General features: G+C 67.8%; 13 protein-coding genes. 7 read left to right on the top strand and 6 right to left on the bottom strand.

The genetic code is table 11. The features are described from left to right. Positions 1–37: 37 nt before the first annotated feature. Together CF68_RS20230 and CF68_RS20225 are read right to left on the bottom strand one after the other, a co-directional pair. Positions 38–1,429: a dihydrolipoyl dehydrogenase gene (locus tag CF68_RS20230; protein ID WP_035822182.1), complete on the bottom strand. Its 1,392-nt coding sequence runs from the start codon at positions 1,427–1,429 to the stop codon at positions 38–40. Between the two features lie 142 nt (positions 1,430–1,571). Beyond that, positions 1,572–2,303: a glutathione peroxidase gene (locus tag CF68_RS20225; protein WP_035822180.1), complete on the bottom strand. Its 732-nt coding sequence runs from the start codon at positions 2,301–2,303 to the stop codon at positions 1,572–1,574. A gap of 304 nt (positions 2,304–2,607) precedes the next feature. Between CF68_RS20225 and CF68_RS20220 the strand changes: the two genes are divergently transcribed. After that, complete coding sequence (locus CF68_RS20220; RefSeq protein WP_235205831.1) at positions 2,608–4,326, top strand: dipeptidase; 1,719 nt, start codon at positions 2,608–2,610, stop codon at positions 4,324–4,326. 129 nt (positions 4,327–4,455) lie between these two features. Here the strand turns inward: CF68_RS20220 and CF68_RS20215 are convergent, their stop codons facing one another. Beyond that, on the bottom strand, positions 4,456–4,935 hold the full coding sequence (locus tag CF68_RS20215) for a nuclear transport factor 2 family protein (protein WP_035822176.1): 480 nt from the start codon (positions 4,933–4,935) through the stop codon (positions 4,456–4,458). Positions 4,936–5,171: 236 nt separating this feature from the next. On the opposite strand from CF68_RS20215, the gene CF68_RS20210 reads away from it, so the two are divergent. Then, positions 5,172–5,942, top strand: a complete 771-nt coding sequence (locus CF68_RS20210; protein WP_200872574.1) for a 2OG-Fe(II) oxygenase — start codon at positions 5,172–5,174, stop codon at positions 5,940–5,942. Positions 5,943–5,950: 8 nt separating this feature from the next. Then, on the top strand, positions 5,951–7,021 hold the full coding sequence (ada, locus tag CF68_RS20205) for a bifunctional DNA-binding transcriptional regulator/O6-methylguanine-DNA methyltransferase Ada (protein ID WP_035822174.1): 1,071 nt from the start codon (positions 5,951–5,953) through the stop codon (positions 7,019–7,021). 11 nt (positions 7,022–7,032) lie between these two features. Here the strand turns inward: ada and CF68_RS20200 are convergent, their stop codons facing one another. Beyond that, entirely contained in the window at positions 7,033–8,769 is a 1,737-nt protein-coding gene (locus tag CF68_RS20200; protein ID WP_035822172.1) for an FAD-dependent oxidoreductase, read from the bottom strand. A 206-nt stretch (positions 8,770–8,975) separates the two neighbouring features. Here CF68_RS20200 and CF68_RS20195 point away from each other — a divergent pair, with 206 nt between their 5' ends. The 3 genes from CF68_RS20195 (at position 8,976) to CF68_RS20185 (ending at position 11,647) form a co-directional block, all read left to right on the top strand. Continuing rightward, positions 8,976–9,716 carry a YceH family protein gene (locus CF68_RS20195; RefSeq protein ID WP_035822169.1) on the top strand — a complete coding sequence of 247 codons (741 nt, stop codon included), beginning with the start codon at positions 8,976–8,978 and terminating at the stop codon, positions 9,714–9,716. A gap of 284 nt (positions 9,717–10,000) precedes the next feature. Then, a complete protein-coding gene (locus CF68_RS20190) occupies positions 10,001–10,903 on the top strand; it encodes a patatin-like phospholipase family protein (RefSeq protein WP_035822166.1) in 903 nt (300 codons plus the stop codon). A gap of 150 nt (positions 10,904–11,053) precedes the next feature. Further along, complete coding sequence (locus CF68_RS20185; protein ID WP_035822163.1) at positions 11,054–11,647, top strand: TetR/AcrR family transcriptional regulator; 594 nt, start codon at positions 11,054–11,056, stop codon at positions 11,645–11,647. A 9-nt stretch (positions 11,648–11,656) separates the two neighbouring features. Here the strand turns inward: CF68_RS20185 and CF68_RS20180 are convergent, their stop codons facing one another. Further along, complete coding sequence (locus tag CF68_RS20180) at positions 11,657–12,163, bottom strand: hypothetical protein (RefSeq protein WP_035822161.1); 507 nt, start codon at positions 12,161–12,163, stop codon at positions 11,657–11,659. 323 nt (positions 12,164–12,486) lie between these two features. Further along, positions 12,487–12,570, bottom strand: coding sequence for an Hpt domain-containing protein (locus tag CF68_RS38525; protein WP_235205834.1), 84 nt, complete (start codon positions 12,568–12,570; stop codon positions 12,487–12,489). Between CF68_RS38525 and CF68_RS20175 the strand changes: the two genes are divergently transcribed. Beyond that, a complete protein-coding gene (locus tag CF68_RS20175) occupies positions 12,545–13,096 on the top strand; it encodes a hypothetical protein (protein ID WP_235205835.1) in 552 nt (183 codons plus the stop codon). The two genes, CF68_RS38525 and CF68_RS20175, sit on opposite strands and share 26 nt — an antisense overlap. The last annotated feature ends 289 nt before the right edge of the window (positions 13,097–13,385 follow it).

Here is a 13,385-nt window from a genome sequence, read left to right as displayed (position 1 = left end):
CTATGACAGACAGACCTGTCTAGCAAACCTGGCCCGCTCAGACCTTCAGCTTCGCCTCCGCATCACGCAGCGCCGTACGCAGGCCCTCTTCCACCACCGGGTGGTAGAACGGCATGCCCAGCATCTGCCCGATACTCAGGTCCTGCTGGTACGACCACGCCAGCAGGTGGGCGATGTTCTCGGCACGCGGGCCGGTCCATTCCGCGCCCAGGAAGCGGCCCGTGGTGTTGTCGGCATAGACGTGCATCAAGCCGCGGTTCTTCAGCATCACGCGGCTGCGGCCCTGGTCCTCGAAGCTGACCTCGCCGGTCACGAACGTGCCTTCGGCCAGGTCGGCGTAACGCTGGCCGACCATCGCGATCTGCGGGTCCGTGAACACCACCGCGATCGGCGCGCGGCGGGCCAACGGCTTCACCTGCGGATAGCTGGCGGCGTTCTCGCCCGCGGCCTTGCCCTCGTCCGCGGCCTCATGCAGCAGCGGCAGCATGTTGTTGGCGTCGCCGGCAATGAACACCGGCGCATTGCCGCACTGGAGCGTGCGCGCATCGAACAGCGGCACGCCGCGCGCATCCAGCGCCAGGCCGGCATGCTCCAGGCCCAGGCCGCGCACATTGGGCACGCGGCCGGTGGCGACCAGCGCATAGTCGAAGCGCTCAGTCACGCTGCGGCCTTCGCGGTCCAGGTAGGTCACCACCACCTGGTCGCCGTCGCGGGCCATGTCGGTCACCTTGGCGTCCGGATCGAGATAGAACTCGCCGTTGAAGGTCTTCGCCGCGTAGGCGCGGATCACGGGATCCGTCAGCGGGCCGAGCGAGCCGCTGACGCCGAACACGCGCACCCGCACGCCGAGGCGCGACAAGGCCTGGCCCAGTTCCAGCCCGATCACGCCGGGGCCGAACACCACCACGCTGGCGGGCAGGTCTTCCCAGGCGAACACATCGTCATTGACGATCAGGCGGTCGCCGAACACCTGGAACGGCGCCGGCAGCATCGGCGTGGAGCCGGTGGCGATGACTACGCGGCTGGCACGCACGGTGGTGTGCCCATCCACTTCCAGCGTGGTGTTGTCGATAAAGCGGGCATAGCCGCGGATGCGGTCGGCTTCGGGGATGCTCTCCACGCCGCGCACCACAAAGCCGACAAAGCGGTCGCGCTCGCTGCGCACGCGGGCCATCACCTCGCGGCCGTCGATGCGGACCTGGCCATCCACGTGCACGCCGAACGGCGCGGTGTGGCGCAGTTCGTGCGCGGCCTCGGCGGCAGCGATCAACAGCTTGGAGGGCATGCAGCCCACCCGGGCGCAGGTGGTGCCGTACGGGCCGCCTTCGATGATCACGGCGCGCTTGCCCGCGGCAATCGCGGCACGGTAGGCGGCAAGGCCGGCGGTGCCTGCGCCGATCACGGCGACGTCGGTCTGGATGGTGGTCATGGCGGTCAATTCCTTTGTCTTGATGGCGTCAAACTGGTGTCAATCAGCGGGCTGGATGGGGCCGCCATGCCCGTCGGGCAAGGGGGCCCCATCGGGTCCGGCGACTGCCGGTCCCCGGATGGGGGATGAAAGAGGAATCGGCTTACTTGCCCAGGTACTGCTGCAGCGCCTCGGCGCCGCCGATGAGCTTGCCGTTGATAAAGACCTGCGGTGCGGTCATCTCGCCCGAAACGGCGCCCAGCACCTTGCCGCGCACCTTGTTGTCCAGCGGCACGTCGATGTAGTCGAAGCCGTTGTCGTCCAGCAGTTGCTTGGCCTTGGCGCAGAACGAGCAGCCGACCTTGGAGAACACCACCACCTGGTCCGGCTTGCGCGCATTCGGGGCGATGTGGGCCAGCATGGTGTCGGCGTCGGACACCTTGAACGGGTCGCCCGGCTCTTGCGGCTCGATGAACATCTTCTGCACCACGCCGTCCTTGACCAGCATGGCATAGCGCCAGCTGCGCTTGCCAAAGCCCAGGTCGGCCTTGTCCACCAGCATGCCCATGCCTTCGGTGAATTCACCGTTGCCGTCGGGGATCATGGTGATGTTCTCGGACTCCTGGTCCTTGGCCCATTCGTTCATCACGAAGGTGTCGTTGACTGACACGCACAGGATGTCGTCCACGCCGTGCTTCGCGAACACCGGCGCCAGCTCGTTGTAGCGCGGCAGGTGGGTCGACGAGCAGGTCGGCGTGAAGGCGCCCGGCAGCGAGAACACGACCACGGTCTTGCCGTTGAACAGCTCGCCGGTGGTGACGGTCTTCCACTCGTTGTCTTCACGCATGCGGAAAGCGACATTGGGAACGCGTTGGCCTTCACGGGATTGCAGCATCAGTTCACTCCTTGGTCTGGATCGGGTTGGTTTCGGCTGCGGGTTGCAGCGAAGGCCCCATTCTGTCGACCGGGATGTGATTTGTACAATTCATCGTATTAACCACGACGATTGTCTTACGCTATTGATCCGGCATAGCCGTCCCCTATTGCGCCGGCAATGGCACCTCATCCGCGCGCACGCAAAAGCATATTTTTTCGGTAAATGCCGGCGAGTGCCCTATCATGCGGCATCCACTCAGACTCCCGTTTTGTCCGCAATGACCCGACCTTGCCGCCTGCCGTCTCTCTGCCGATGGGCCCCGATGCTCGCGCTGTCGCTGATGCTGGCGCACCCCGCGCAGGCGCAAACCCTGAAGAAACCGGCCCTGGACGCGCTGGTCTCCGGCACCCGAACGGCGGCCCAGGCCGACCTGCAGGCATTCATGGCCGCCGCGGCCAGGGCCGAGCCCTCCGTGGCGCCGGCCGTGGCGGCGTGGCAGGCCCGGTCGCCGCTGGCCGGCGACAACCTGGCCAATTTCGGCCGCCTGCTGGGCGTCTACAACCGCGTCCGCAACGAGGCCGCGGTGATCGACGCCATCGGCAGGATGGTGGCGCTGCGCACCGTGCGCGACGAGAAAATCCCGCAGCACGAGAACCCTGCCATCATCGAGTTCGGCAAGATGATCGAGGCCATGGCGCGTGACTTCGGACTGGCCTACCGCAATGTCGACAACCGGGTCTTCGAGGTCACGCTGCCCGGCGGCGGCAAGGACACCTTCGGCATCCTGACCCACGCCGACGTGGTGCCCGCGGTGGCCGAGGAATGGGTGCTGGAGGACGGCACCAAGCTGGATCCGTTCCGCATGACGCGCGTGGGCGACACGCTGTACGGGCGCGGCACCATCGACGACAAGGGCTCGATCGCCGCGGTCATGTATGCCATGAAGACCGTCAAGGAAAGCGGCGTGCCGCTGGAGCGCACCATCCGCCTGATGATCGAGACCACCGAGGAAACCGGCGGCGACGGCATGAAGTACTACCGCCAGCACACCACCCTGCCCGAGTACAACGTCGTGCTCGACAGCAAATACCCCGCGGTGGTGGCGGAAAAAGGCGCGGGCACGCTGACCGTCTCCTTCGGCATCAAGGCAGCGGACGACAAGAGCGCGCAAGGCAAGGCCGACCATAAGGGACCTGCCATCGTTGCCATGCGCGGCGCGGCCTCGGCCAACGCCATCCCCGAGACCGCCACTGCGCGCATTGCCGGCGGCGATGCTGCCGCCGTGGCTGCCACGCTGGAACAGGCACGCGCTGAATTCCTGCGCCGCCATACCCCGCGCGGTAAGTTCTCCATCGACGTGAAGCGCGCCGGCAACGACGTCGAAGTCAAGGTCACCGGCGCCTCGGCGCACGGATCGCGCCCTGAGGAAGGGGTCAACCCGCTGCCGCGGCTGGCGCTGTTCCTGCAGGCCAGCGGCGTGCAATTTGCCGAGAACCACTACCTGAACGCGGTCCGCTACCTGAACGACCTGTACGGGCTGGATTATCTTGGCACCAGGATGGAGGTGGCCTACCGCGACCCGTTCATGGGCCCGCTGACCATGTCGCCGACGCTGGTGCGCGAGCGCGGCGAATATGTCGACGTGGTCACCAACGTGCGCATGCCGCGCGGCCGCACGCCGGACGAGCTGGGCGGAAAGATCACCAAGCGTATTTTCGGCTGGGCCGCCACCCATGGCCCGGTCGAGATCAAGTACGACCAGGGCAACTGGATGGCGCGCGATCCCAAGGGCGCGTGGCTGTCCACGCTGCTGAATATCTTTGGCGATACCACCGGGCTGGAAGCCAAGCCGGTTTCCACCGCCGGCAGCACCACCGCCAAGCTGATGCCCAATGCCATCAACTTCGGGCCAGCGATGCCGGGCAAGAAATACACCGCGCACAACGCGCGCGAGTACAAGGAAGTGGCCGACCTGAACCTGGATATGCAGATGTTCACCGAGATGCTGGTGCGGATCGGGAACCTGGACAAGATGCAGTAACGAGGGTTTCAGGCGTGTCCCTCTACGCTTGTGTGCTCCCTCTCCCCTCATGGGGAGAGGGCCGGGGTGAGGGGTGGTCTAGCTAGGAACCACATCAAGCGGGGCCTTCGGTTTTAGGACCCAACAGCTTCACAACCCCAGTTCACTCAACCCCGCATGTTCATCCGGCCGCCGGCCCAGCGTCCAGTGGAACTTGCGGTCCGTCGCCTTGATCGGCGCATCGTTGATGCAGGCAAAGCGCCTGCGCATCAGCCCCGCCTCATCGAACTCCCAGTTCTCATTGCCGTATGACCGGTACCAGTTGCCGGAATCGTCGTGCCATTCATAGGCAAAGCGCACGGCGATGCGGTTGCCGTCGTGCGCCCACAGCTCCTTGATCAGCCGGTAATCCAGTTCCTTCTGCCACTTGCGCTGCAGGAAGGCGACGATGTCGGCGCGGCCGTTGACGAATTCCGCACGGTTGCGCCAGGCGCTGTCGACGGTATAGGCCAGCGCCACGCGCGCGGGGTCGCGGCTGTTCCAGCCATCCTCGGCGGCACGAACCTTGGCGATGGCGGATTCAAGGGTGAATGGGGGCAACGGCGGACGGATTTCGGCTTGTGCGGACATGCGGAGGCTCCTTGGCGGAAACAGGGTGAATCAGGTAGGAAGAACAGCCTGCTCGATATGATACAGACCTGTCTCATTATTGGTAGACAGATCTGTCTTGTCAAGGCAGGATGCCGAGGCAGAATTCAAAAGCAAGACCCGGAGTGCGAGGCGCACGCGGGCGGCCTAAAGTTGGCACCATGCAAGCGAGAGACAGGAGACCCGCGGTGAGCATCAGCCAGATACAACGTCCCGAAATGACCGTGGCAGGGCCGCGCAGGCCAATACCGCCAACGCGCGGCACGGCGCGGGGACAAGCGGCCGATATCGCCACCCGCGTCGATGGCACCGACTGGGCGGCCATTGCACGCGAACTCGACGACTACGGCTGCGCCGCCATCCGCGGCCTGCTGTCGGCAGCCGAATGCGACGCGCTTGCCGCCGGCTATGCGCAGGACGCGCTGTACCGCTCGCGCATCGAGATGCGCCGGCACGGCTTTGGCCAGGGCGAGTACAAGTACTTCCGCTACCCCCTGCCCGACACCGTGGCCGCATTGCGCATGGCCCTGTATCCGCACCTGGTGCCGGTGGCCAACCGCTGGAACGCCGCCATGGGCATCGATGTGCGTTATCCCGCCGCGCACGCCAGCTATCTTGCCCGCTGCCACGACGCCGGCCAGGTCCGCCCGACGCCATTGCTGCTGCGCTACGGCCCGGGCGACTACAACTGCCTGCACCAGGACCTGTATGGCGAGCACGTATTCCCGCTGCAGGTCGCCATCCTGCTGTCCGAGCCGGGCCGCGACTTTACCGGCGGAGAATTCGTGATGACCGAGCAGCGGCCGCGCATGCAGTCGCGGGCCGAGGTGGTGACGCTGCACCAGGGCGATGCCGTGGTCTTTGCCGTCAGCCAGCGCCCGGTGCAGGGCAGCCGCGGCAGCTACCGCGTGAACCTGCGGCATGGCGTCAGCCGGCTGCACGCGGGCCAGCGCTACACGCTGGGCATCATCTTCCACGACGCCACGTGAGGTATTCCATGACCCGTTCCACACAGCAACCGGAAGCCAGCACCATCGAACGCGACCCGCGCTGGGCCCGCGTGCTGGCGCGCGATCCGGGCGCCGACGGTGCCTTTGTCTATGCGGTCAAGACCACCGGCGTGTACTGCCTGCCGAGCAGCCCGTCGCGCCTGCCGCATCCGGCCAATGTCGAGTTCTTCGATAACGCCGCCGCGGCCGAAGCCGCCGGCTACCGGCCCAGCCGCCGTGCCGCCGCGCCTGCGCTGGCGGCCCAGCACGCGGCCATCGTGGCCGACGCCTGCCGCCGCATCGAGGCCGCCGACACCCTGCCCACGCTGCCAGAACTGGCCAGCGCGGCGGGCGTCAGCCCCTATCATTTCCACCGCCTCTTCAAGGCCGCCACCGGCCTGACGCCGCGCGCCTACGCCGCCGCGCATCGCGCCAGGAAGCTGCGCGAGCAACTCGGCACCAGCGACTCCGTGACCGAGGCGATCTACGACGCCGGCTTCGGCTCCAACAGCCGCTTCTACGAGACCTCGGACGCAGTGCTGGGCATGACCCCGTCGCGCTACCGCGCGGGCGGGGCCGACACCGATATCCGCTTTGCCATCGGCCAGTGCTCGCTGGGTGCGATCCTGGTGGCACAGAGCGAGCGCGGTGTCTGCGCGATCCTGCTGGGCGAGGATCCGCAGACGCTGCTGCAGGACCTGCAGGACCAGTTCCCGCGCGCCAACCTGATCGGCGGCGATGCGCAGTTCGAGCAACTGGTGGCCCAAGTGGTGGGCTTTATCGAGGCACCTTCGATCGGCCTGGCGCTGCCGCTGGACGTTCGCGGCACCGCGTTCCAGCAGCGTGTATGGCAGGCCCTGCAGGAGATCCCCGCGGGCAGCACCGCCAGCTATGCCGAGATTGCCGCCCGCATCGGCGCGCCGCGTGCGGTGCGCGCGGTGGCGCAGGCCTGCGCCGCCAACCACCTGGCAGTGGCCATTCCCTGCCATCGCGTGGTGCGCAGCGACGGCAACCTGTCGGGCTACCGCTGGGGCGTGGCGCGCAAGCGCGAACTGCTGGAGCGCGAGGCGCAGGCCTGAGTGGCCCGCCCTCAGCGCGCCACGGCTGCCTGCACCCGAGCCAGGTAGTCGTGGATCTGCGCCACCACCGCCGCGCCCTCACCTACCGCCGCGGCGACCCGCTTGGTCGAGCCCGCCCGCACGTCGCCGATGGCAAACACGCCCGGCACGCTGGTCTGCAGCGGATACGGCACCGCCGACGCGCAGCCCAGCTCGCCGCCACCGGTGCGCACGAAGCCCTTGTCATCGACCTCGACGTTGCAGGTGCGCAGCCACGACGCATTGGGATCGGCACCGATGAACAGGAACAGGTGCCGCACGTCCATCGTGACCGGGGCCGCGCTTTCCGCCCGGCATTCGTAGCGCACCGAACTGAGCCACCCTTCTCCCGCCAGTTCACTGATCTGCGCGTGCGTGCGCAGCGTGATATTGGGCAGCGAACCGATGCGGTCGATCAGGTAGCGCGACATGGTGGCGGCCAGCCCCGGCCCGCGCACCAGCATATGCACGTGTGCCGCGTGCGAGGCCAGGTAGACCGCTGCCTGCCCGGCCGAATTGCCGCCACCCACCAGCATCGCCGGCTCGTTCTTGCAGAGCTTGGCCTCCACCGGCGAGGCCCAGTAGTACACGCCGCGCCCTTCAAAGTGCTCCAGCGCGGCGATGTCCGGGCGCCTGTACTGCGCGCCGGTGGCAATCACCACGGTGTGGGTCGGGATCATGCGGCCATCGGCCAGCTCCAGCCGGATCGGGTCCGCGCCGCAATGCAATGCCTTGACCTCCAGCGGGATGGCGATATGCGCGCCGAACTTCAGCGCCTGCACGAACGCGCGCCCGGCCAGCGCCTGTCCGGAGATGCCGGTGGGAAAGCCAAGATAGTTCTCGATCCGGGCACTCGCGCCCGCCTGCCCGCCCGGCGAGCGGCAATCGATCACCGCCACCGACAAGCCTTCGGAAGCGGCATACACGGCCGTGGCCAGCCCCGCCGGCCCGGCGCCGACCACCACCACGTCATAGACATGGGCCGGATCGAACTCCGGCAACAGCCCCAGGCACGAAGCCAGCTGCCCTTCGTCCGGCGCGCGCAGCACGCGGCCGTCGGCGCAGATCACCAGCGGGAAGTCGCTGGCGGGCGCGTTGGCGTAGTCAAGCAGCAATGAGCAGTCGCGTTCCGCGTCGATATCGATGACCGTATGCGGGTAGCCGTTGCGCCGCAGGAAGGCCTGCAATGCCACCAGCTGCGGCTCGGTGCCGTGCCCGACCAGCACCGGCCCGCTGCCGAATTCGATCAGCCCCACGCGGCGCAGGATCAGCGCGCGCATGATGCGCTCGCCCAGTTCGGCCTCGGCCACCAGCAGGGCGCGCAGCCGCTCGGGTGTGATTGAATAGCCCTGGGTATCGGTCACGGCCACGCCGTCGACCAGCGCCGGGCGGCCGCTGAGGGTGCCGACCTCGGCCAGGAAGTGGCCGGGTCCCTGCTCGGTGATCTGGTGTTCGCGGCCCAGGCCGTCGCGCCGCATCAGCCGCACGCGGCCGCTGATAACCAGGTACATGCCTCGGCCCGTATCGCCGATGGAAAAGAGCTTCTCGCCCGCGCGCCAGTTCTGCGGCGTGCCGAAGCGCCGCACGCGCTCCATGTCGTCCGCGCTGAGCTGCGGGAACATCTGGTGCGAGCGCGACTCCAGCGTGGAATACGGCGCCTCCAGGCCGCCGCCGGTCTCGGGGCCGGTGTCTGCATCAGGTTCCATTGCTTCCGACTGCGAAATCGCCATGCTACCTCCCCGTCTGGACCCGCGCCAACCCGGGCGCATTTTCCCCGCTGCCGCGGCGCGGCCTATCGATAGTAGACGGCACGGCGCAGAATGCGAGATCCGCACGGCGCAGTTGCGGATTGTGCCGGCTTGGGATTGAATGAGCGCCTCGGCGTGCCCCCAGGCCCTCTGCCACCGCCGCCACCCTCATCCAGAACCAAGACTTGATGCATTCCAGCCCCGAATCCGACGCCAGCCAGCCTGGCGAGCACACCGACCGCCCCGCCCGCCCCAGCCTGCGGCCCCTCACGCCTGTCGAAGGCCGCGTGCTGGGCGTGCTGGTCGAAAAACAGCACACCGTGCCCGACACCTACCCGCTGTCGCTCAATGCGCTGGCCTCGGGCTGCAACCAGAAGACCGCCCGCGCCCCGGTGATGAACGTCAGCGAGGCCGAGATCCTCGAAGCCATCGACGGCCTCAAGGGCCTGAGCCTGGTCTTTGAAGGCAGCAGCAGCCGCGTGCCGCGCTTCGAGCACAATATGCAGCGCGTACTGGCCGTACCCAGCCAGTCCGTCGCGCTATTGGCGCTGCTGCTGCTGCGCGGCCCGCAGACCGCGGCGGAGCTGCGCCTGAACACCGCGCGCCTGCATGGCTTTGCCGATATCTCGTCGGTCGAGGCCTTCCTTGACGAACTGGCCAGCCATGCGCCGCCCTTTGTCGTCCGGCTGCCGCGCGCGCCGGGCGCACGCGAAAATCGCTGGATGCACCTGCTGAGCGGCGAAGTGAGCGCCGCAGCGGCCGCCGACGATGCCGAACGCACCGCGGGCGGCGCCACGGCCTCGCCGGGCGAACTCGAACAGCTGCGCGCCGAGCAGCAGGCCCTGACCGAGAAGGTGGCGAAGCTGCAAAGCCTGGTAGAACACATGGCCGGGCAACTTGGCATCCCCGTGGACGAGTTTCTCGACTGACACCCCGCCTGCCATACTTGACGGTACCGCCCACCCCGCTGCCAGCCAGTATCGGTGGTTGGCGGATACTCTTGGCGGTTAATTGCATTATGGACTCGCGAAAGCGAGCTACAACGCAAGGCAGGCGGCGCGGAGGCGGGCCGGGCTTATCATGCCCGTGTGATAGATGGCATACATACACGCAGCGCGGCAGACAGCTTGCCGCCAACCTGCCCGATGACCCGAATGTCGCCTATGCTTTGCTCAGGACAGACAACAGACTAGACGGGGAGACTGGCGCAGCCATGGACAAGACAGCCTTCGTATTTGCCGGCGGCGGCAGCCTGGGTGCAATCCAGGTCGGCATGCTGCGCGAACTGGTGGCGTGGGGCGTGATGCCCGATATCGTGATCGGCGCCTCGGCCGGCGCCATCAACGGCGCCTACTTTGCCTGCAATCCGGGCGTGGCCGGCGCCGGCCGGCTTGACGCGCTGTGGCGCGGCATCCGGCGCTCGGACATCCTGCCGTGGAGCTGGCGCAGTGTCTTGAGCATGTTCGGCGGCAACCGCGGCCACCTGGTGGAGGCGGCCGGGCTGCGCGGGCTGCTGGCGCAGCACTTCGGGCCGCGGCGGCTGGAAGCGGCGGAACTGCAGCTGCATGTGGTGGCCACCGACATGCACAGCGGCGACGAGGTCTTGCTGTCCAGCGGCAGCATCGTCGACGCGGTGCTGGCCAGCGCGGCCATCCCCGGCGTGTTCCCGCCGGTGCAGTTCGAGGGCCGCACGCTGATCGACGGCGGCGTGGCCAACAACACCCCGGTGTCCACCGCGATCGCACTCGGTGCCACGCGCGTGATCGTGCTGCCCGCGGGCTTCACCTGCGCCGAGCGCCGCCCGCCGCGTGGCGCGCTGGAACATGCGTTCAACGCCCTCTCGCTGCTGGTGGCACGCCAGCTCGTGAACGACCTGCAGCACTTCGCCGACCGCGCGCAGATCAGCGTGGTGCCGCCGCTGTGCCCGCTCGATATCTCGCCCTACGACTACTCCAAATGCGGCGAGCTGATCGACCGCTCCGCGGCCACCACCGCGCAGTGGCTGCAAGGCAAGGGGCTGGACAGCCAGCGCATACCGGGCGCACTGGCGCCGCATTCGCACGACGAAGCGACGCCCAGCTGCAGCGCTGACATCCCGGCTGCGGCACCCCACTGAAGCCGCTCAGCGCGGGGTGGAAGTACACGAACGGATTGTGCCGCGCCGCATACTGGTCGCCCTTGTACCGGCCCTCGTCGACGCGGATCAAGGCATGCCCACGCTGCCCGCGCGCCAGGCTGCCCTCTGGCCATTGCTACAATCCGACAGATGTCCACCCAAGCCGAGCGCAGCGCCAGCACCCGCCAGTCCCTGATCGACGCCGCCGTGGCCTTGCTCGTCGAGCAAGGCTATGCAGCCTTTTCAGAAGCGCGCGTGTGCGAGCTGGCCGGCAGCAGCCGCGGCTCGCTGCGGCACCATTTCCCCGAAGGCCGCTATGACCTGCTGCCAGCCATGCTCACCTGGCTGCTTGAGCGCGAGGCAGCGCGCCTGGCCGCGCTGGGCCCGCTCAGCCCTTCGCTGTGCCTGCACCTGATGCTGCATATCCTGGCGACCCGCCCACAGCGGCATGCCTCGCTCGCCATACTGGAGGTGTGGATGGCAACGCGTGGCGACGCGCGCCTGGCCACGGCAGTGCGCGCGCCGCTGGAGGCCGTGCCGCAGATGCTGTTCGGCCAACCGCCGGACGCGCCGCCAGAGCCTGAATGGCTGGCGCTGCGCTGTTTCCTGCATGGCGCCACGCTGCACAGCTTTGCGCCGGACTATGACGGCCAGGGCTTGTCCGAAGCGGTGCGCTGGCTGATGGCGCGCCTGCCGGCCCCGGCGGGCCTGGACGCCTTGCTGGCGCGCATGCACGCGGATTAGTCCACCGGATCAGGGCAGCCGCGCCAGCAACCGGTCGCCCAGCGTGGGCGGCAACGCCAGGCGCCCTGCCTTGCCAGGCGCCGCGGCATCGAAGACCACGGCCTGGCCGTCCCAGCTGAGCCGCACCGGCCCGCTGCTGTTGAAGGTGCGCTGGGCCAGCACGCGGTCGCGCTCCACCCCGTAGATGCGCAGCAACACCCGCTCCCGGCCCAGATAGCAGTATTCCGCTGCGTACCGCGCGGCGGCATCCAACGACGGCAGGTGCCGGCAGTTATGCGCGCCGGCGCGCTCCCAGGCGCCGTGGCCATAGGCGATGGCGGTCCAGATACCGCCGAGCGCCAGCAGCCGCCCCGCGGTGACCAGAGCCAGCCGCTGTGCGCGGGCCTTGCGCCCGTCGGGGGTGGCCATCACGTGCGACACCGCGAGGTACACCGCCAATCCCAGCAGCAGCATCGTCACCGCCGCCAGGTGGAAATAAAACGCCGACTCCGGCATTGACGCCATGATCTGACCCATGCCCGCTCCCGGAAAATATCGTCAAACTACCGTCCTGCCGCAATAAGAATCCGGCGCCCGCGCCGTCATATAAAACCGCACCGCATTAATCGGCGCCATTAATTCCAGGGTATTGAAAATCGGCGCCCTGATATATCCGAGCATAATCAACCACCCGCACCGGGCCAATCCGGTGTATTCCCGCACCGGATCTGCCGGCGACCGCCGCGATCTTATTTTTCCGATGGCAGCGCCGCCAGCAGGCTGAGCAGCCGCGCCACCGTCGGCGCCACGATCGCGGCCAGGGCTGCGGCGTTGGCAGCCTCGCCGTCGCGGGCGGCATGCTACAGGCGCTGGGCAAAAGCACGCAAGGCATGACAGCCGACGTAGTGGGCCGAAGACTTGAGCCGGTGGGCGACGCTGCGCACCGTGTCCAGCGCACCGTCCGCCACCGGCGCGTTGCTGCTTGCCACGCCCGGCGACACGCGCTGGGTCGCCGGGGTTGCTCCGATCCTGCGCGATCTCGGCTTTGATGTGCATACCGACACGCCCGCGCCGAACGCCGCCGCAGACATCGGCCTGGTGATTGCCGGCGCCGCGACCGAGATCCCCGACACCCTGTTGCGTGCCTGGCGTGCCACCGGCCCGGTCTGCGCCGTGGTGCTGCCGGCAGATGCGGTGCCGGTGCCCGGCGCGGACGAGGGTGTGATCGCCTGCCTGCGCGAACCGGTGACCGAAGCGGCCATCGTCGCCATGCTGGCCCACCAGCGCTACCTGGAGCTGTCTCCCCGCGAGGCCGCGGGCATCGGGTCAGCCATCGCGGCGCAGACCTTCGGCAACCGCGCCTTTGCCGCCGAGCTGGTGCACGCCCTGGTCACCTCGGCGCAGGCCGACCTGGCGCAGCTGCACACTCAGTTGCGCAACCCCAATCATAACGCTGCCGCCACGGCGTGAAAAACCACGTCGCCGGACCATGGCCGGGGGTATCCAAGGATTTTCGACCTGCCCGCAGCCATCGGGTTTCCCGATGCTGCCGCGTGCGTGCCTGGCTAATGCCGGCGTGCCGGCCCGCGAGATGCTGACTGGGATTGTCTTCGATATGTGACGTGACAGGCGTCAACAGCGCGTGATCCGGAAATTTCACCCCCAATCTCAGATTCGTCCTAATGAGATATCGAGGCTGAGCCAATAGAGTGAAAACTATCCAGCGACCGCTACGCCAACCGCGCAGCGGTCGCTGCCA

The organism is Cupriavidus sp. SK-4 (assembly GCF_000611125.1).
GTDB lineage: Bacteria > Pseudomonadota > Gammaproteobacteria > Burkholderiales > Burkholderiaceae > Cupriavidus > Cupriavidus necator.
This window is presented reverse-complemented; position numbering and strand designations above follow the sequence as displayed.